Origin of the sequence: Flavobacterium segetis (assembly GCF_900129575.1) — a bacterium.
GTDB classification, from domain to species: domain Bacteria; phylum Bacteroidota; class Bacteroidia; order Flavobacteriales; family Flavobacteriaceae; genus Flavobacterium; species Flavobacterium segetis.
This window is the reverse complement of sequence record NZ_FQWE01000004.1, coordinates 1-18,207: the sequence shown is the minus strand read 5'-3', so window position 1 is coordinate 18,207 and position 18,207 is coordinate 1. Positions and strand designations below refer to the sequence as shown.

General features: G+C 32.2%; 20 protein-coding genes and 1 pseudogene. 14 read left to right on the top strand and 7 right to left on the bottom strand.

Annotated features, from left to right (window positions below; all coding sequences use genetic code 11):
• The first annotated feature begins 121 nt into the window (after positions 1–121).
• From BUA99_RS06460 to BUA99_RS06445, 4 genes are all read left to right on the top strand, one after another.
• Positions 122–685: a helix-turn-helix domain-containing protein gene (locus BUA99_RS06460; protein WP_072989819.1), complete on the top strand. Its 564-nt coding sequence runs from the start codon at positions 122–124 to the stop codon at positions 683–685.
• An 11-nt stretch (positions 686–696) separates the two neighbouring features.
• The gene (locus tag BUA99_RS06455) at positions 697–1,143 is read left to right on the top strand and encodes a response regulator (RefSeq protein ID WP_072989816.1); all 447 of its coding nucleotides are present in this window, start codon (positions 697–699) and stop codon (positions 1,141–1,143) included.
• A 1-nt stretch (position 1,144) separates the two neighbouring features.
• On the top strand, positions 1,145–2,929 hold the full coding sequence (locus BUA99_RS06450; RefSeq protein ID WP_072989813.1) for a sensor histidine kinase: 1,785 nt from the start codon (positions 1,145–1,147) through the stop codon (positions 2,927–2,929).
• 441 nt (positions 2,930–3,370) lie between these two features.
• Complete coding sequence (locus BUA99_RS06445) at positions 3,371–3,715, top strand: hypothetical protein (protein WP_072989810.1); 345 nt, start codon at positions 3,371–3,373, stop codon at positions 3,713–3,715.
• Between the two features lie 78 nt (positions 3,716–3,793).
• On the opposite strand, the gene prfA is transcribed toward BUA99_RS06445, so the two are convergent.
• Complete coding sequence (gene prfA / locus BUA99_RS06440; RefSeq protein WP_072989807.1) at positions 3,794–4,870, bottom strand: peptide chain release factor 1; 1,077 nt, start codon at positions 4,868–4,870, stop codon at positions 3,794–3,796.
• A 491-nt stretch (positions 4,871–5,361) separates the two neighbouring features.
• On the opposite strand from prfA, the gene BUA99_RS06435 reads away from it, so the two are divergent.
• Together BUA99_RS06435 and BUA99_RS06430 are read left to right on the top strand one after the other, a co-directional pair.
• Positions 5,362–6,438, top strand: coding sequence for a type I restriction endonuclease (locus BUA99_RS06435; protein WP_072989803.1), 1,077 nt, complete (start codon positions 5,362–5,364; stop codon positions 6,436–6,438).
• A gap of 411 nt (positions 6,439–6,849) precedes the next feature.
• Positions 6,850–7,827: an endo alpha-1,4 polygalactosaminidase gene (locus BUA99_RS06430; protein WP_072989800.1), complete on the top strand. Its 978-nt coding sequence runs from the start codon at positions 6,850–6,852 to the stop codon at positions 7,825–7,827.
• Positions 7,828–9,017: 1,190 nt separating this feature from the next.
• Here the strand turns inward: BUA99_RS06430 and BUA99_RS06425 are convergent.
• Together BUA99_RS06425 and BUA99_RS06420 are read right to left on the bottom strand one after the other, a co-directional pair.
• Positions 9,018–9,881 carry a universal stress protein gene (locus BUA99_RS06425; protein WP_143151725.1) on the bottom strand — a complete coding sequence of 288 codons (864 nt, stop codon included), beginning with the start codon at positions 9,879–9,881 and terminating at the stop codon, positions 9,018–9,020.
• A gap of 89 nt (positions 9,882–9,970) precedes the next feature.
• Positions 9,971–11,659, bottom strand: a complete 1,689-nt coding sequence (locus BUA99_RS06420) for a BCCT family transporter (protein ID WP_072989795.1) — start codon at positions 11,657–11,659, stop codon at positions 9,971–9,973.
• An 88-nt stretch (positions 11,660–11,747) separates the two neighbouring features.
• On the opposite strand from BUA99_RS06420, the gene BUA99_RS15085 reads away from it, so the two are divergent.
• The 4 genes from BUA99_RS15085 (at position 11,748) to BUA99_RS15080 (ending at position 13,628) form a co-directional block, all read left to right on the top strand.
• Positions 11,748–11,897, top strand: a complete 150-nt coding sequence (locus BUA99_RS15085; RefSeq protein WP_159430927.1) for a hypothetical protein — start codon at positions 11,748–11,750, stop codon at positions 11,895–11,897.
• A 653-nt stretch (positions 11,898–12,550) separates the two neighbouring features.
• Positions 12,551–12,763, top strand: a complete 213-nt coding sequence (locus BUA99_RS14945) for a hypothetical protein (RefSeq protein ID WP_072989792.1) — start codon at positions 12,551–12,553, stop codon at positions 12,761–12,763.
• 154 nt (positions 12,764–12,917) lie between these two features.
• Positions 12,918–13,445, top strand: coding sequence for a hypothetical protein (locus tag BUA99_RS14940; protein ID WP_143151724.1), 528 nt, complete (start codon positions 12,918–12,920; stop codon positions 13,443–13,445).
• Between the two features lie 21 nt (positions 13,446–13,466).
• The gene (locus BUA99_RS15080) at positions 13,467–13,628 is read left to right on the top strand and encodes a hypothetical protein (protein ID WP_159430926.1); all 162 of its coding nucleotides are present in this window, start codon (positions 13,467–13,469) and stop codon (positions 13,626–13,628) included.
• Positions 13,629–13,776: 148 nt separating this feature from the next.
• Here the strand turns inward: BUA99_RS15080 and BUA99_RS06405 are convergent, their stop codons facing one another.
• A complete protein-coding gene (locus BUA99_RS06405) occupies positions 13,777–14,001 on the bottom strand; it encodes a hypothetical protein (protein WP_072989787.1) in 225 nt (74 codons plus the stop codon).
• Between the two features lie 1,028 nt (positions 14,002–15,029).
• Here BUA99_RS06405 and BUA99_RS15605 point away from each other — a divergent pair.
• Positions 15,030–15,239: pseudogene (locus tag BUA99_RS15605) on the top strand (IS91 family transposase); the annotation flags it as partial.
• A 238-nt stretch (positions 15,240–15,477) separates the two neighbouring features.
• Here BUA99_RS15605 and BUA99_RS06395 read toward each other — a convergent pair.
• Complete coding sequence (locus BUA99_RS06395) at positions 15,478–16,332, bottom strand: hypothetical protein (RefSeq protein ID WP_143151723.1); 855 nt, start codon at positions 16,330–16,332, stop codon at positions 15,478–15,480.
• Between the two features lie 29 nt (positions 16,333–16,361).
• On the opposite strand from BUA99_RS06395, the gene BUA99_RS06390 reads away from it, so the two are divergent.
• Both BUA99_RS06390 and BUA99_RS15600 read left to right on the top strand, forming a co-directional pair.
• Positions 16,362–16,583, top strand: a complete 222-nt coding sequence (locus BUA99_RS06390) for a hypothetical protein (RefSeq protein WP_072989781.1) — start codon at positions 16,362–16,364, stop codon at positions 16,581–16,583.
• Between the two features lie 10 nt (positions 16,584–16,593).
• On the top strand, positions 16,594–16,713 hold the full coding sequence (locus tag BUA99_RS15600) for a group II intron maturase-specific domain-containing protein (protein WP_449404141.1): 120 nt from the start codon (positions 16,594–16,596) through the stop codon (positions 16,711–16,713).
• Between the two features lie 386 nt (positions 16,714–17,099).
• On the opposite strand, the gene BUA99_RS06380 is transcribed toward BUA99_RS15600, so the two are convergent.
• The gene (locus BUA99_RS06380; protein ID WP_072989778.1) at positions 17,100–17,399 is read right to left on the bottom strand and encodes a type II toxin-antitoxin system RelE/ParE family toxin; all 300 of its coding nucleotides are present in this window, start codon (positions 17,397–17,399) and stop codon (positions 17,100–17,102) included.
• Positions 17,399–17,644, bottom strand: coding sequence for a type II toxin-antitoxin system ParD family antitoxin (locus BUA99_RS06375; RefSeq protein WP_072989775.1), 246 nt, complete (start codon positions 17,642–17,644; stop codon positions 17,399–17,401). Before BUA99_RS06375 ends, BUA99_RS06380 begins: the two co-directional genes overlap by 1 nt.
• Before the next feature lie 109 nt (positions 17,645–17,753).
• Here BUA99_RS06375 and BUA99_RS06370 point away from each other — a divergent pair.
• Positions 17,754–18,207, top strand: a 454-nt coding sequence (locus tag BUA99_RS06370) for a transposase (RefSeq protein WP_234972921.1), incomplete at its 3' end; no start/stop codon positions are given.

The window sequence follows — 18,207 nt, the reverse complement described above, 5'->3', positions numbered from 1 at the left end:
TACATAAAATAGGCGTACAAAAGTACTGTATCTTTTTACAGTTGTTTATTTTGATATGATTTAAAAAGGAAATTCAATTTAATTTAAACAATTTTATATCTTTACCGTTAAACAGAATTTTATGAAGATATATTTAAAGTTTGATTACGCTCAACTGACAAAAAAAATTGTTCATGAAAAGCTATCAGAATTGGGATTTAAATTTAACATTATTGGATTTGGAGAATTCAATTTTCTAGAAAAAGTACCCTCTGATAAAATCGAGGAAATTACCCGCACATTCTCTGAATATGGCATTGGCATTGTTGAAAATCAAAAAAGTGTTTTGGTTCAAAAAATAAAAGATACAATTGTTGAAATGGTTCACACTGATAAACCATTTAATATAAAGAGCTCCGTTTATATTGCTGAAAAATTGAATCTTAGCTATCCTTATTTATCTAATGTTTTTTCAGAAGTAACGTATACTTCGATTGAAAATTTTATCATAATTCAAAAAATAGAACTTGCAAAACAATTAATGATCAATACTTCATTCAATTTAACTGAAATTTCAATTCAATTGAATTATTCAAGCGTAGCTCATTTAAGTACACAGTTTAAACACATGACAGGAATGACTCCCTCTGCTTTCCATAAAATCATAAACAAACGACGAGAATTATCAAATAAAAACAACAACTAAACCCCACTTTTATGACAGCTGATTACATTAACATTTGCCTTGCTGACGATGATGAAGACGACAGATTGTTTTTTACAGATGCATTTGATGAGTTGAGAATAAATACAAAAGTAAGCACATTTAATGACGGTGTTGAGTTGATGAATTATTTAAACAATGAAGATTCAATTTTGCCTAATGTATTGTTTCTAGATCTAAATATGCCAAAAAAGAACGGCGTAGAATGTTTATTAGAGATTAAAAAAAATAGAAAATTAGATGATATTGCAATAGCAATATACTCGACTTCTTCCTCAGAAGAGCATATTGAGGAAACTTTTGTAAATGGCGCCAATATTTACATTAAAAAACCAAATGATTTTGAAAATCTTAAAAAAATCCTTTCCGAGGTTGTAACCATGAACTGGCAATACCATACATCAGGATTAAATAAAGAAAATTTTTTAATGAGAATGTAAGATGGAACATATTCAGCTTCATAAATCCCCTCTTTTTTTAAAGATAATTTTCATCATTTCAGTGGCAATTATCTTTTTCATAGGGGCAATTACTTTTAAGCATATTACGGTTTTAAAAAAATCGTCAACATGGATTGCTCAAAGTTATGAAGTTAATATAGAATTGGAGCGCTTACTCTCTTATGTTAAAGATGCTGAAACGGGTCAAAGAGGCTACTTATTAAGCAAAGACAAGAATTTTTTAACCCCTTATTACAGTTCTAAGCAACGAATAAAAAAATCATATAAAAGAGTTGCTGAACTCACTTCAAATAGCCGTACACAACAACGAAATTTAAAACGGCTGCAATATCTCATCAGTAGGCGACTAAATTTTTTATCAAAAACGCTTTATCTAGTAGAACAAGAAGTAAATGATGAAAAGGCATTAGCTGAAAATTCGACTATTGGCAAACTTGCAATGGATTCTATTCGGACTGAGATTGAAGGGATGATAGTTACTCAAAAAAGCCTTTTGAGATACAGACAGCAAGATTATAATTCAACTATGAATTATACACCGCTCTTAATTTACCTTACACTATTAATAACTTTAATCTTAATTACGATTGCTTTCATTAAGATGAATAAAGATTTAGTTTTACTTCGAAATACAATTAATACTCTTTCCGTTGCCATAGAAGTCAATAAGCTTTCAGAAATTATTGGAAATTTTGGGAGTTGGCAATTAAATCTAGAAACTGGAAAATATACTTTTTCAGATAATCAATATCGATTATTGGGTTGTGAACCGCAGTCATTCGAGGCAGGAAGAGAGGAATATGCTAAATTTATTCATCCTGATGATAAAGAATTATTAGATAAAAACACAAAAAACATACTAACTCATAATGATTTGCATCCTTTTACGTATCGTATAATTAGAAAGGATGGAGAAGTGAGGTATTTAAAAGGAACGGGAGAAGTTGTCACATTTTCATCTGATAATAAAATATTCATTGGTACAACTAGAGACATAACATCTGATATAGACGATAAAATACTAACGGAAGAGCGTAATAGAGAGTTAGAAAGCAATAATAAGGAACTAAGCGCTTTCAATTATATAGCAAGCCACGATTTACAAGAACCTTTGCGTAAAATTGAAACTTTTATCTCTCGACTCATCACTAAAGATTTTAATAATCTATCACCGTCAGGTCAGCAATACGTTTCTAATATTCAAAAATCAACTAACAGAATGCGCGTTTTGATTGACGACCTATTGCAGTTTTCGCGAACAAACAGAACAGAAAAGAACTTTGAAGAAACGGATTTAAATACGTTACTTGAAAATGCAAAACAAGATCTGGCTCAAACCATAGAGGATACAAACGCGATTATAAAAATTAATAACTTACCCGTTTTGGATGTTATTCCGTTCCAAATTCAGCAATTGTTTATCAATTTAATTGGTAACTCTCTTAAATATCACCGACAAGGCATTCCGCCAATTGTCGAGATTACTTATGCAGAAGTTATTTCTAATGAGGAAGAATTTTTGCCCGATACATACCATAATTACCACAAAATAAATATTACAGATAACGGAATAGGTTTTGAACAAAAATATGCTAAAAATATTTTTGTGCTATTTAATAGACTGCACAACAAAAATGAATATAAAGGAACAGGAATTGGTCTTGCTATTTGTAAAAAAATTGTTGAAAACCACAAAGGATTTATTTTTGCAAAAGGCCAAACAGGCGTAGGATCTGAATTTACTGTTTATTTGCCAGTTGAATAAAAGTTAACTTGTTGTTTCGCTTATTTCACGATTCTTAAACACGAAAGTTTATAATCGATTCTTGAAAGTGAATTCGGTTTAATGTCAATGTGAATTGTACCTAATTAAATTTTAAAAAAAACTTCTAAGAATTCGATACTGAACTCCCGTAAAAAACAGTAATGGATTGTACGATTCCTCCGTTTTTAATATCTTTAAATTTTATAACATACTTCTTTCTAGATGTAACAGATTTTATTATGACTACTATAATTTTGTAGCAGCATGTAATGAATTAATTATACAGTTTAACACTTGCATAAAATTCCTTTGGAAGTACTGTAAATCCCTAAATCAATCATTAAGAAATAGAAATGATCTCTTTGTAAGATAGTAAAAGTGAAATAGAAATCTATCTTGATGTCAGTCTACTATGTTATTGATTAAAAATATTAAAATACAATGAAATATTTAAAATTACAATTACTACTGTTATTAGTCTTGATAACACTAATTTCATGTAAAAGTGAAAACGAACTGAAAGCGCAAAAAGTAACGAAAGATTATGTAAGCTTTATTGATTCTGTCCGGAAAGGAGATAATGATCACGCCATTGCAAACTGGAGCGCAATAGCTAGGGAGTACGATATGAAATTAATAAAACTCAATCTGGAAATTGACAAGCTTGAAGACAACACCATTTTTGATAAAAAAATTAATGCTGCTACAGCCCAATATGAGTCCTTTAGAAATAAAATTTTTGAAAAGAAATTAAGCCTTGAAAAAGAACAAGAAAGCATTCTTTAGTCTTTAAAAAATATTTTTTACTCAAAAAGCCAGCGGAAAATATTTTCGCTGGCTTTTTATTTTAAGTAGAATCTAAGATTAGAAAACTTCGCTAGCTTCTTTTAGTTTTTCCATGTTGTTGACTAGCGCTAATTCATCAACAATTTTTTGAATGTCACCATTCATTATATTTCCTAAATCGTATAAAGTTAAACCTACACGGTGATCTGTAACACGACCTTGAGCATAATTATAGGTACGAATTTTAGCTGAACGGTCACCTGAACTCACTTGAGAAGTACGCTTAGTGGCATCTTCCGCTTGCTTTTTAGCTAATTCTTGTTCGTATAAACGAGAACGTAAAACCCCAAACGCTTTATCCTTATTTTTATGTTGTGATTTTTGATCTTGACATTGCGCTACTAATCCAGTAGGAATGTGAGTCAATCGCACTGCTGATTTAGTTGTATTTACGGATTGTCCTCCAGGTCCTGACGAGCAAAAGAAATCGACACGCACATCGTTCATGTCAATTTGCACATCAAATTCCTCGGCTTCAGGAAGCACCATCACTGTCGCTGCCGATGTGTGAACCCGTCCTTGCGTCTCCGTTTGAGGAACTCGTTGCACACGGTGAACACCAGCTTCAAATTTTAAAGTTCCATACACATCTTCCCCGCTTACTTCAAAAATCACCTCTTTAAAACCGCCCGAAGTTCCCTCATTCATATCAACCACAGATGTTCTCCAGCCATGGTTTTCACAATATTTAGTGTACATGCGAAATAAATCTCCTGCAAAAATGCTTGCTTCATCGCCACCGGTTCCGGCACGAATTTCCACCATCACATTTTTTGCATCTTCGGGATCTTTAGGAATAAGCATGAATTTTATTTCATCCTCTAATTCTGGTAATCTTTCTTTAGCTTCATCCAGTTGCATTTTGGCCATATCGGTCATATCGGCATCACTGTTATCGGCAATAATTTCGTTGGCTTCTTCTATATTGGCCATTAAAATTACATATTCATCACGTTTTTCAGCGAGCGCTTTCAAACTTTTGTATTCTTGATTCAACTGCACATAACGCTTCTGATCAGAGATTACATCGGGTTGTATAATCAAATCCGAGATCTCATCGAAACGTTGTTTTACTATTTGAAGTCTATCTAACATATTCTAGTCCTTTATTTGGAGTGCAAATTTACGAAATTTTTGTTTAAAGTAAGTTGTTTCAAGTTGAGATTATAATTCCAAATCTTAAGCACTGAACGGTTTCTTAATCTAGTGCTACTAGTATCAATTTTTTGGAGCTAATCCTGCTGTCCGCTATATCTTTTTAATAATTCAGGCTAAAAGCCTTTCAAAGGCTTCTAGCCTGAATTATTAAAAAGGATACCACTTCCATCAGGGCTAGGAAATCTCAATTATTTGAGGACGTGAACGGGTTACCGTCATGATACTGTATTTGTAAAAATTAATTTGGACAAATAATTTTATATCAGTTTTTTCGGAAATAAATTATATATTTGAGGGGATAACAAAAATGATTCGAACTATCTAGTATAACCCAAATATGGGTAGATTGGTTAAATAAAGTTTTATAAATATACGAGTTGTGTGAAATCCCGCAAAATAAAATTGTAAATAAAATTAAAATTAATTGTATGATGGAAGATTTAAAATTAAAATTACAACAATTACATCAAAGAGTTGACTCTTTAAAAGATCAAATAAATACGGAGGAGGCTACAAAAAATGCTTTTGTTATGCCTTTTATTCAAATTCTTGGATATGATATCTTCAATCCAACGGAGGTAATTCCTGAATTTATTTGTGACATAGGGACTAAAAAAGGAGAGAAGATCGACTACGTTATCAAACGAGATGGTGAGCCAATTTTAATAATAGAATGTAAAAATTGGAAAGAAAATGTTGATGCGCATAATTCTCAACTTCATAGATATTATCATGTCTCAAAGTCACGTTTTGGAGTTTTAACTAATGGACATATTTATAATTTTTATGCAGATTTAGAAAAGCCGAATATAATGGACGAAAAACCATTTTTCACTTTAGACATATCTGACTTAAAAGATACAAGTCTAAAAATCTTAGAGAATTTTTCGAAAAATGGTTATAATCTCGAAGAGATCTTAGATTCAGCAGAAGGACTAAAGTATATAAAAGCAATTAGAAACGAATTTGAAAAAGAAATTCAAGAACCTTCTGATGAAATGGTTCGTCTTTTAGTCAATCGATTTTTTAGTAAGCCTTTAACAGCACCAAGATTAATTGCATTTAGAGAATATACGAAAAAGGCTTTTTCTAGTTCTATTAATGAATCTATAAATTTCCGCTTAAAAAATGCTTTAAATATTTCAGAAGCCGTTCCTTCAAAAGCAGGTGAACAAATTACTGCAATTGACAATAACGTGGAAACTCCAAAATTCATTACATCAGAAGAAGAAATTGAAGGTTCTCAAATCGTTAAAGCAATACTACGCGAAGTACTACCTGCCTCAAGAATTGCATTTAGAGATACGCAGTCTTATTTTGGAATTTTATTAGATGATAATAATAGAAAGCCTATTTGTCGTTTACATTTTAATTCTTCCAATAAATATATCGAGCTTTTTAATAACGGAAAGGACAACGGAGAAAAAAAATTAATATCTTCTTTAGATGAAATTTACAATTACAAAACTGAGTTATTATCAACCATTAAAAATTTTGAGCCGTAACAAACTTTTTTCGATCTAGCAATTTTTCATTATTGCTATTTCAATAGCCGATCGCTCAGATATTACAAGTTACTCTCGCGAATGAGAACGCCGAATTGTATTTCGTGCCAATAAAGTTGAGTAAATAAAACGATTCAAAAGCTACATTCATTAAAAAAGAGGTTTTTTTTTAAAAGGAAAATCATTTAAGTGAAACTTGAAAGTTGCTTTAAATGTATTTATGTTTAATTGATCATAAGAGCGCGCACAGATTTCAAATCTGCATGATCGGAGTAGAAAGCTTTAATTATCATAATTTAACTTTCTCTTACAATACCGTTTATTTTCAGTCGTTTAATAAATTAAACTCGTTTAAGCTTTTCTCATAATTGAGTTTGCAAAAAAATAACTAAAAACTTACTAAAATGTAATATGAAAATCCTATACTTCACTTTCCTAGTACTTATTACTTTTTCATCATGTAGTAAAAATGACGAGTCAACTGAGAACACTGTCGCAAATTCCAAGCAAAAAATGCGCGATTTTGTCATTGGAATAAGTCGATATTCTAAAGCGATCAACCCAAAGTTTAATATCATACCTCAAAACGGAATCGAATTAGTGAGCATTGATGGAGACAATACACAACAAAAAAATAATGAATACTTAAATGCCATAGATGCAGTTGGTCAAGAGGATTTATGGTATGGCTACGACGATGACAATCAAGCTACACCAGCTGTTACCATTTCCTATCTTAAAGAATTTTTAAATCTTGCTAGAAGTTCAAATAAAAAAATATTAGTAACTGATTATTGCTCAACATCTACCAAGGTTGACAATTCCTATCTTCAAAACAATAATTCAGGATATGTTTCTTTTGCAGCAAACCAGCGAGAATTAAATACTATTCCAAATTATCCTATCAAAATTTACCTAGAAAATAATGCTGCAGCAACATCTATGGGTCAAGTGAAAAACTTTCTCTATCTTATAAATCCAACAAATTATTCCTCAAAAAATAGTTTTATTAATGCCGTTGTGACCACAAATTATGATTTATTAATTATGGATTTATTCTTTACGGATGGAACACCATTTACAGCTTTAGAAATAAATCAATTAAAAAATAAGGCAAATGGTGGCAAAAGACTTGTAGTTTCCTATATGTCAATAGGCGAGGCTGAAGATTATAGATATTATTGGGAATCAGGCTGGAGTAAAAATAAACCGGTTTGGCTAGATGCAGAAAATCCGGCTTGGCCAGGGAACTTCAAAGTTAGATATTGGAGTTCTGACTGGCAAAATATTATTTACAGCAATGAAAATTCTTATCTTAAAAAAATACTGAATGCCGGATTTGACGGCGTTTATTTAGATATCATTGATGCATTTGAATATTATGACTAGAAACAGTACGCTAAAAGTACTGTTGATTGAGGCAACGAATTAAGCATCGATATTGAAGTTTAAACAACATAATAAATTTGAAATAAAATCAATGTGCAATTATTTTATAACTGACTTTTGCTAAATTTTAAACCAGTGATGATTGAACTATGAATAAATAGAGTACGATAATTGATAAAGTAAAGGATCGCAATTATTTCTACTATTATGGTTAACAAAAAATTGAAGCACAATATTTCGAAAATCTCCAATATAAATTTTACAACTATTTGAAATAGAATAAAGGTGATACTTGCTAACTTTATTTAGAAAACACAAATTCCTCTCGATGCGCACTTCGGCTTCATGGTACATTTTATTATACTCTTCAACTGAATTAAATTGTATTTGCTCGATGAACTTATATTCCTAAAAAACTTTAAACGTATCATTTTAAAAACCTAAGGTTCTAGTGAAATTTCTTTTTGAGCTTTGTAGAAAGTTCGACTCATATCGCCAGCGGGGTTTTTAGATTGGATAACAAGAAGCCGTATTTAATTTTAAAGCATGTGTTAAAAGATTCTGAAAACGTTTTTTTTAATGTTGTTTGGATAATTTGGACAAACTAAAAGATTTTGAAATGGGCGAAACCACAGGTACAGAAAAATCGTGCCTCACACGAATTGCCTTAACAGAACTCACCGATTGAAATAGTAAAAAATAGGAAGTGGCTAAGAAAAATAAGTAAACGTACTATCTATTAAAATGGAATATAGTGAATGATCACAACATTTTTTTTATATAGTAAGTTTAAGAGAGAAAATTTTTAAAATCTATTTAGATAATTATTAAGTTGAACAAAGTTCATTGCATGTGTCATAATCACATCTTTATGACACCTTTCCTGCGGTATTGTAAATTGAAGTGATTTACACCGCCATCTGAAAAATTAATCGAAATCGATTCAATCTGATTTCTAATTAATTTTTGAAATAGCTTTGTGGATAATAAGTGTTGCAAAAATTGACAATCAAAAATTGACAGATTTATCTTTTTGTAGCAATAAATTTGAATCTAATTACTATAGGAATTACTTTCTTGTACCGCCCAGTTTTAGGCAGCACTGACTTCAAGATTAGAATTATACAAAAAAAGATGAAATTTTTAACTAGTCTTTTTTTGTATAATTCATATTGCTAGGACCTTAAAGTTTACTTTTCCTTTAAAATGTAGATAGCTTTAAACGGTGCGCTATTTATCAGCTCATTAATAGTGCTACCAATTAGGATTGAACTCACACTACTATCGCCTTTGGCACTCATTAATATCAAGTCGGCGTTAAATGCCTTACTTTCTTTTTTGATAATTTCTACAATACTATTTTTACCTCTAAAGACTGCAACAAAAACATCATCGTCGCTAATTTTATATTTTTTCTTAGCATCGATAAATTGTTTGTTAATGTGTTTTTCAGCTTCTTTTATGACCTTTTGATCCTCAATATCAATATAAGGAAAAAACACAGTTGGAATATTAAAAGATTTCACAATCCTAAAGTTTACTGGTGGATTTATCCTCTTTAAGACCTCCATTTTTGCATGTATTGTGCGAAACATTGCGCTTAGATCTGTAGGCACTAAAATTCGATCCCAACTCAGAGCCGCATTTGCCGGCACCAGTAGGACATCTCCCTTAAAAATCCGAATCAGTTTTTGTGACATTGCGGCAGTACCATTGTCTTTTTGTTTAAATCCTAGCAAAATCGTACTGACATTATTTCGCTCTGCCCAATTTTTCAACGCGTACTCGGTATTTGCATTTTCAAGGATTTCTAAAGTATAATTTTCATCTTCTTGAAAAATTTTGGATATTTTAGCATTAAGGTTTCGGTGAATTATAGATTTAATATCTTTTGTTCCCAATAGATCTTTTAGCGTATCATCAATGTCATAGAGACGGATGTTATGAACAAAATTTATAGTGTCAAGATTCCATTTATTTTTTAGGAATTTTGCATAGTTGATTACTTTTTCATCCATTTCGGTTAAGTCGGTAGCAACGAGAATATTTTTCATAATGGCAATTTTATAATCATTATCAGTAGTGTAACTAAAGCGGGAAGCTATTTTCGACACTTTTTAATTTAAAAAAAAACTTCTGAAATTTAAAATTTTCCTTCTTCTTTATCAGTGATTTGTTTTGCGATTTTTTCCTCGGTTAGTATCAGTTTTTCATCTTCTTCTAAAACATTTTCTTCTTCTAAAATTTTAATTAAATCGCTATTATAGGATTCGTCTGGCTTTAAATTAGATCTACGCTGACTAACTTTGTAATCTTCTTTAATACCCATATATAAAGACGCGCACATCATCAAAAGCAGAATTGTAAAAGGTAATCCTGAAATAGTAACCGCGGCTTGTAATGTACCTAAGCCACCTCCAGTTAATAATGTTGCTGCAATAATTCCAGAAAGTGATACCCAAATAATCCTTTGGATCGCTGGTGTTTTTTTGTCACCACCAGAGGTAATTCCGTCTACTACTAGTGCTCCCGAATCTGCAGAAGTAATAATGAAACTACAAATAAGAATCATTCCTAAGACTTTTAGCACTATTGCTAATGGAAATTTTTCAAAAAAGACGTAGAGCGCAGTAGAAATATTTTCGTCTACCGCATTTGCTACTGCGAAATCACCTTCCATTAATCCTAACATTGTGGTACCACCAAAAGCAGAAAACCATAAAAACGTGACTAAGGCTGGAAGAAATAAAACGCCTAGAATAAATTCGTGGATTGTTCTACCTCTGGAAATTCGAGCAATAAATGTTCCTACAAAAGGCGACCAAGAAGCCCACCAGCCCCAATACATCAGTGTGACATTATTATGCCAAGAATCACCTCCATACGAATCAGACCAGGTGGCTAGATCTAAAAAGTTGGTCAGGTAACTTCCAATATTTTGTACATAACTTGTAAGAATAAATGCGGTCGGACCCAATAATAACACCATAATAAAAATGACTGCGGCAACACCAACATTTAGTTCGCTTAAAAATTTAACTCCCTTATTGACACCACTTACCACTGATATTGTGGCTATAAGAGTAATACCCAAAATAATTAAATATTGGGTAGGAAGACTGTTTGCGATGCCAAATACATGATTGAAACCAGCATTAATTTGTCCAACACCAAAGCCCATTGTCGTTGCTAGACCAAAGAGCGTGGCGACCACAGCAATAACATCAATAACATCGCCGATCCAGCCGTAGATCCGATCGCCAAGTAATGGATAAAAGGCCGAGCGTATAGTGAGCGGCATTTTTCTATTGTAAGTAAAGTACGCTAGTGAAAGGCCTATCACAGAGTATATTGCCCAACCGTGAATTCCGTGATGCAAAAAAGAAAAATTGATAGCTTCTTGAGCTATTGCCGTAGGAGCAGCATCTGCGGCGAGTCGGGGAGGGTTCATAAAATCTCGAACGGGATCTGCAATACTAAAGAGTACCAGGCCATTTCCAATTCCTGCACTAAAGAGCATTGCAAACCAAGCGTGAACTTTAAATTCGGGCTTGGCTTTTGGTCCGCCCAATCTAATGGAGCTATATTTTCCGAAGGCCATAAAAAGGCAAAATATAATAAAAGCATTGACAGAAATTGTGTAAATCCATCCGCCCTTTTCGGCGACAATTCGCTGTGCATTTTCAAAACTACTTTGAGCTTGTCCGCTGAAGAGCATTGCTAGTATGACACTAACAACGACAATAAGAAGTGACGGATAAAACACTTTTTTGTTAACAATGAGACCTAGAAATGGTTTTTTTTTGTGTAAATCTTGTAATTTTTCGGGCATAGATGTGCATTAAATAAACATAAGCTCGCAAGGTACATAGAAAGAAGCACTAAGTCTCCTTTATGAGTGACTATATGCCTCTGCCACGATGTTAAATCTAGATGCAGTAGGCGTTCGTATCACAATTAAAATTGGAAATTCAAAAATATCTATTCAAGAAAATTATGCGAGAAGGATGGTCGCGACATCCTTTTCTGGCTTTTTTGCCAGAAAAGAAAAAGCAGACAGCCTGACCTGAGCCAAGATAAATCGGCTATTTGACAATAGTCTTTCTGGCGAAAGGGCTCGCCCAAAAAAGGTTCGAAGACAAAATTTTCTATCTTTCCCGAATTTAAAGCTTCACAAAAATTTATTGTTAAAAGGAAGATTAAATTTAATAGTTGAGTATTTTAGCAACGAGTTTCTTATCGCAAACTGAGAAGCTACTAGCAAAAGACTGACAGCTAAGTAGCCAATTTTCTTGTTAGCCAGCCACTTTTGCCTGTTTTTGCAATAAGCATAAGCCGCGATCCAGAGTAGTTCAAATGTGTACAAAACGCTGTATGCATAAGCCCATAAAGATTGTGAAGCGCTGTATCTCTTAGCATAAAATAGTTCAGGAAATATTGAAATTATTAGAATTCTGAGTAGAGTAGAGCTGATGAATAATTATGGATGCATTGCAATCATAAAGGCCCTAAAATTCAGAAAAAGATAGGTCATAGCGTTGGTTAGAAATTGGTTGAAAAACAATAATCTTGCTCCAGCTTTTGAACCTTCTTTATAGCTTTTGAAGATATAATTTGCCATAATCAAATTCTCGCTAACGTAAGTCTATGAAAAAACTACCGTTTTATTCTTTCTAATATTCTATATATTTAGAATTTGTAAGCATGAAAAGTTGTATATTTAATGGTGCAACACCACGTAGTAATACCGCGCAACCAAATGTGTTTTTCAAGTTTAGAAGACACGTTTTTACCAGGTAATCTAATTCATTTTGTAAATGCTTTTGCGGAAGCGTTATCACTACAAGCTTTAGGCTTTACGATTCACACGATAAAGGCAGAAGTTGGTCCAAGTTTCGATTCAAAATGGTTTCTTAAGATTTATTTATATAGATAGATCAATGGTCCAAGAAGTGCTAGAAAACTAGAGAAAGAGTGCGCTCGCAATATCAAATTGTAATAACTTTTATGCGGAATTGTACCCAATCACCATAGTATTTCTAACTTTAGAAATTAGAATTCAGCGGGATTAAAAAACCTGTTCAAACTCTTTGTCATTCCTTAAAGATGTGGACTTGATTGCCGGTGAAACTATCTCTATCGATGGTACTAAAAGCAAAGCGCACAAGAGCAAGAAAGCTAATTTCAATCAAAAGAAAATAGATAGACATTTAGCTTATATTGAGAAAAAAACTCAAACGCCATCATTGTTTGTAACAATTGTTACATGCTCCGCAAAACAGATGGGCTACCTTTACAGTTGTGATTTAGGTCACAGAAAAATATCAAGTAAATCAAATTTTTTAAAAATAATAAATCAAATGAAAAATCATTTTTTAATTGCTCTTTTAGTTTTTGCAGGATCTATTTTCTTGACGCCAGTTATGGCGCAATCAGCATCGGTTGCATCGGTTGAAAATGCTGTTAAAAAGACAGGTAAATATGCGATACTTGTTCCAAATGCACGTTATTTTCAAGCTGCGGTACATACCGGACAAACGCTAAAGGCCAACAATCCAAAAATTGATTTCCAAATCGTATTAATTAGTTCGGTAGTAAAAGATTTAGCCACAGACTAAAGTTTAAAACCTTTTATCGAAATGAGCGAAAAAGCAGGAATAAGTCTTGTAGTTTGTGAGTTTGCAATGAATCATCTCGAGGTAAAAAAATCAGATTACCACACTTCAATTCATACAACTCCCGATGGTTTCGCTTATATGTTTGGCTTGCAGGAAATGGGTTTCAAAACTATTTCTTTATAATTTTAGGTCACATTGCACCATAACTAAATATTTCGTCAGAATGTTTTGCTTTCTAGAATATAGCAAATCACTTGTATCATTTAGAGGCAAGCGATTTGCGATTTTTTATATTTTTATTCAATAATATCTTATTGTAAAACCGATAAAATTATTCTATAATTTCGTAGTCGATATTTAGTTTCCGCAAGTCTCTGAGCACTGAACTAGAGTTTTTATCATCTATTTCAATATCCACTGGATCACCGTCCAGCAGGATACCTGTCAGCTCATTCGCCAACGAATCACTTACATTCACAGAGATTTCTGCAATACATTTGGCAATCGCTCTTTTATCTGGTCTTTGTGTATCGCAATAAAGTAAATTTATTTTCATAGTTTAAAAATTATTATTGCAATATAAGGGAGTTTGGAGAATTTTTGGGTGGAGAAGGAGAAATATTTTAGTGACTGAATATTATTTTTCTGGCTTTTGCCGAAAGACTTTCGCTCGATTAATTTTTTTTCTAAACTTAGGCAGAATATTTTTTAAATTATGTTTAGAATGAAGAGGATTTGTCTTCGGTTGAAGGTGCTGTGGTCAAAGTAAAAAGATTCGTTTGATACAAAGAGTCTGCATTGGAGTCAGAAAGGTTTATAATTTTTACTGTTATTTCTAATCGTACTTAAGCTTTAGTTTTTATGATGATACTTTGTCAGATTTGATTTAATAATTAAGTTTTACTGTATTAAAATATTGCTTTTTGTAATGCAAAATAAATAAATTGCTGTTTTTGCAATATCAAAAAGAAAACATTTCAAAGTAATAGAACGAAGAGTCTAAAGGGACGTCGAAGCAAATTAGATGTCTATTATGAATATTCAGTGACCTATATCCTTAAGCAGAATGTAAATTACAAAATAGGACAATAGTAAAATTTTAGTAACAAGCAGGTAATTCAAAAAGTTAACAGAACTGTTTTCAATTAATGAATGTGATTTTTACAAAGAATTTATCAGGTAAGTTTCAACCAATGATGCACTTGCTATTAGAGCGGTGTTGATTAGCGGAGAAGACTTGTAAGCGATAGTATTTTTTAACAAAATGATATTGCATTTGTTAAATTGAAAATTTCTTTTTCATGAATAATATTGTAGGAGGCATCATCATTTAGTGAGAAAAATAGTTTAAGACGGATAAATCCTATCTTACTCAAAAAAAGGGTAACTAATTTAGTTGTTGCTAGACTTTGTAAACTAGTTTGACTAGGTAACGGCACATTTGCGGCAAGTCTTTACAATTCCTATTTCTTCTGCATTAGCTAATGTTTCTGGCTTCTGATTAAAAGTCCATTTATTATATAGATCAAATATAGGAGTTTGAAATTTATAAGAACACTCCAAACTTATAAGGGGCTAAAATATTGGAAATGTCAAAAAATTAAGGTTTTACAAGAAAAACTACAGGTAAAAGTGCTAGAGAAGGTAGAGAATAAACATTTTTTACCCAAATGTCCGTGTTGCAAAGCAGGTAATTTACACCAGATAGCGGTTTTTGACCAGCGCGGTCCGCCTGTTTGGTATCTTGGCGGTAGTCAAAGTTCTCCCAAAAGCTATCGGGACCCCAAAAATTAACTTTATGGGTAAGCGATTTTATGCACAATCCCGAAGCTTGGAGTGCAGGAATCACTATAAAAAAAGAGTGTGTTTATAATGCAAAAAAAAGAGGTGTTTTAGCCTCTTGTAATCTCTCTTCTCATTTTACGATAACTCCATAGTTTTGACGGCATGTAATCGATTGCGTTCAACCGCGGGTTCATTGTTCGTCTTTCAGACGCAACGAAGCCTTTGCTATTAGCAAACGTTTTTTTGTTTAAAATGGTAAGTCATCTTCCCTTTCTGATTCTTGCTGAGTCAAAATGTTTTTGGACATGACATAATTTTTCCAAAAATACTTTCCTTTTTTAGTTAAAATAAAATACGTTCTTTGATTTTCATCGTCATCAACTTTCTTTATTAAACCACTATATATTAATTTTTCAATTATTATTAGTTCAGTATTTTTTGGTATTGATTTGAATTGACTTATTTCCGTTCCAATTCTTTCAAAATATGTTGACACTTCTGTTTTTAAAAAATCTTCATATTCTTCATCTAGTTGCTTTTTAAGTTCAATTGAATATTCTAAATCATCCTGACTATCAAGACTTATATATTGTTCATATTTATTTCTTTCTTTCTTTTCGTTTGTTAAGTCAATTTTCAAACTATCAATTGATTTTTGCTTTTCATCGTTTGTTCTTAGAAGTTCTTCAATTCGTGTATTCAATTCTGAAATTTCTGCATTACCAGCTTTTTCTTGTTCATATTTTCTTTCTTCTTTTGCTATTTTTTGCTTACCAACAAAATCAGAAATCTTTTCATTAACATAGTTGTTCTTTCTTCCAATTTTAGCAAGCTGAACAATTTTTTCTATTAGCAAAGTGAAATATGGTAGTAAGATTACATAACCTAAACTTACAAACAAAGGATAATATAATGTTAACTGAATGTCATTGAAATTAGTACCAATATAATTAATTCTTTCTTCAATTTTTTTTTCAGAAAGAAATAATGTAATAATTGGTCTCCAGTTAAATGCTATCCAAGAAATAAAAAAGTAAAAAATCAATGGATTTCTTAATCTTTCATTTGATGCTTGGAAAAAAGTATTAATAAATTCTTTCATTTTTTTTAAATGTTTGCCAACGTCAGTCTGTGAAAAAATTTCCATTTCGTTCTTTCAAAAATAGTCAAATTATCTTAGTAAAAGGAAGAAAGATTGTATACTTAATAATACAACACATCACAGGAATACCGCGCAACCAAATGTGTTCTTCAAGTTTAGAAGACACGATTTTACCAGATAATCCAGTTCGTTTTGTAGACGCCTTGTCTGTACAAACTTTAGTATTTACGATTCACACGATAAATACATAAGGACTAGACCATCAAGCTAGAAGACCGTATTGCCAAGATAAACGAAATTCAACGAGGATGGTTAAACTATTTTCGGGGAACGAGTATTATGGGGAAATTACGGGATATAGAGGACTGGCTCAGAATGTAGCGAAGCGGTATCACGAATACAAAAAAAACAATAAACACTTATGAGTAAACCGGCTTCGTTACTGTATTTGGCATGATTGGAAAAAACCTGAACGGAAGAGGAAAAACCTCATACGATTAGGAATTGATCAAGACTACGCCTATGCATGGAGTCGAACTCGAAAAGGTGCTTGGGCGATTGCTCAGAGTCCAATTTTAGGAACTACCATAACCTTGAAACACTTAAAACAAAAAGGGTATCAATCCTTGACTGATGTTTACATCTCACTTAATCCATCTCTTTGCGAACCGCCGAATACGTGACCCTTACGCTCGGTGGTGTGAGAGGCGCACTCCGTTTCATTAGGGACGGAGCCGTCTACTCGATTAGGCGTTCGCTTTTCTTTTTTAATCGTTTATTCTATTTTTTATGTCCATTCTTTCGTGTAAAATTCTCACGACTTCTATTTCTGTATTTTTAGTTTTCTTATAAAACACCAAATGCGATTTAACTTTTGAAAATTTATAATTTTTTCTAATATAGCCAAAATCTTTTGTTGCCTCAAAATTTTCAGAAACATATTCTATCTCGTCAACAATTAAGTTATAATATCGGTTCGCTTGTTCAAGTGACCAATTTTCTGCTGTGTAATTCCAAATATTATTTAAGTCTTCAAGCGCTTTTTCACTGATTATATATTCCGCCATTATTTTTGGAAGTTTTTATTCAGCAAAGTTAAGTTTTCGTTCCTGTCAAAATTGTCGATTTTTTTGCTTTTTTCTCCAATTTCTAATTCGCTAATCAAAGATTTTTTTTGATTTTCTTCTTCTTCAAAATGTCTTAATGCAGTTCTAACTACTTCGCTTACGGAACTATATTTTCCAGTTGCAATTTGTCCATTTATGAAATTCTCATAATATTCTCCAATTAAAATCGATGTGTTTCGTGCCATACTTTTTTATTTTATACAAATATACCAATTTATGGTATTTAAGCAAAAGATTTGTGATTTATTTCAGTTTTTCTATGTGTCGCGCCAAAGTGATGCCTAACGTCAGTCTGTGAAAAAACTTCGGTTTATTTCTTTCAAAAATAGTCAAATTATTTTAATAAAAGGAAGAAAAGTTGTATATTTAACAAGGCAACACATCACAGGAATACCGCGCAACCAAATGTGTTTTTCTAGTTTAGAAGACACTATTTTACCAGACAACCCCGTTCGTTTTATAGATGCCCTGAGTTTAACGGCGATGGGTTTTACCGTACAAACTATAAAAAGCGAAGGCAGACCGAGTTACGATACTAAGCTGTTTCTTAAAATCTATTTGTATGGTTATCTCAATGGGCTAAGAAGCTCCCGAAAGTTAGAAAAAGAGTGCGCTCGTAATATAGAGTTGCAGTGGCTTTTATTGGGCATCAAACCCAACTACCACAGTATATCCGACTTTAGAAAGGGGAATCCAGCAGGACTTAAAAAACTCTTCAAACTCTTTGTATCTTTTCTAAAAGATGCCG

Bases quoted from the DNA above. Each gene is read 5' to 3' on its own strand.
- BUA99_RS06425 (WP_143151725.1), bottom strand. From the start codon at position 9,881: ATGAAAAATATTCTCGTTGCTACCGACTTAACCGAAATGGATGAAAAA.
- BUA99_RS06435 (WP_072989803.1), top strand. From the start codon at position 5,362: ATGATGGAAGATTTAAAATTAAAATTACAACAATTACATCAAAGAGTT.
- BUA99_RS06405 (WP_072989787.1), bottom strand. From the start codon at position 14,001: ATGAAAATAAATTTACTTTATTGCGATACACAAAGACCAGATAAAAGA.
- BUA99_RS06430 (WP_072989800.1), top strand. From the start codon at position 6,850: ATGAAAATCCTATACTTCACTTTCCTAGTACTTATTACTTTTTCATCA.
- BUA99_RS06375 (WP_072989775.1), bottom strand. From the start codon at position 17,644: ATGGCACGAAACACATCGATTTTAATTGGAGAATATTATGAGAATTTC.
- BUA99_RS15080 (WP_159430926.1), top strand. From the start codon at position 13,467: ATGAGCGAAAAAGCAGGAATAAGTCTTGTAGTTTGTGAGTTTGCAATG.
- BUA99_RS15085 (WP_159430927.1), top strand. From the start codon at position 11,748: ATGTTAAATCTAGATGCAGTAGGCGTTCGTATCACAATTAAAATTGGA.
- BUA99_RS06455 (WP_072989816.1), top strand. From the start codon at position 697: ATGACAGCTGATTACATTAACATTTGCCTTGCTGACGATGATGAAGAC.
- BUA99_RS06380 (WP_072989778.1), bottom strand. From the start codon at position 17,399: ATGGCGGAATATATAATCAGTGAAAAAGCGCTTGAAGACTTAAATAAT.
- BUA99_RS06450 (WP_072989813.1), top strand. From the start codon at position 1,145: ATGGAACATATTCAGCTTCATAAATCCCCTCTTTTTTTAAAGATAATT.
- prfA (WP_072989807.1), bottom strand. From the start codon at position 4,870: ATGTTAGATAGACTTCAAATAGTAAAACAACGTTTCGATGAGATCTCG.
- BUA99_RS06460 (WP_072989819.1), top strand. From the start codon at position 122: ATGAAGATATATTTAAAGTTTGATTACGCTCAACTGACAAAAAAAATT.
- BUA99_RS06420 (WP_072989795.1), bottom strand. From the start codon at position 11,659: ATGCCCGAAAAATTACAAGATTTACACAAAAAAAAACCATTTCTAGGT.
- BUA99_RS06395 (WP_143151723.1), bottom strand. From the start codon at position 16,332: ATGAAAGAATTTATTAATACTTTTTTCCAAGCATCAAATGAAAGATTA.
- BUA99_RS06445 (WP_072989810.1), top strand. From the start codon at position 3,371: ATGAAATATTTAAAATTACAATTACTACTGTTATTAGTCTTGATAACA.
- BUA99_RS14945 (WP_072989792.1), top strand. From the start codon at position 12,551: ATGGTGCAACACCACGTAGTAATACCGCGCAACCAAATGTGTTTTTCA.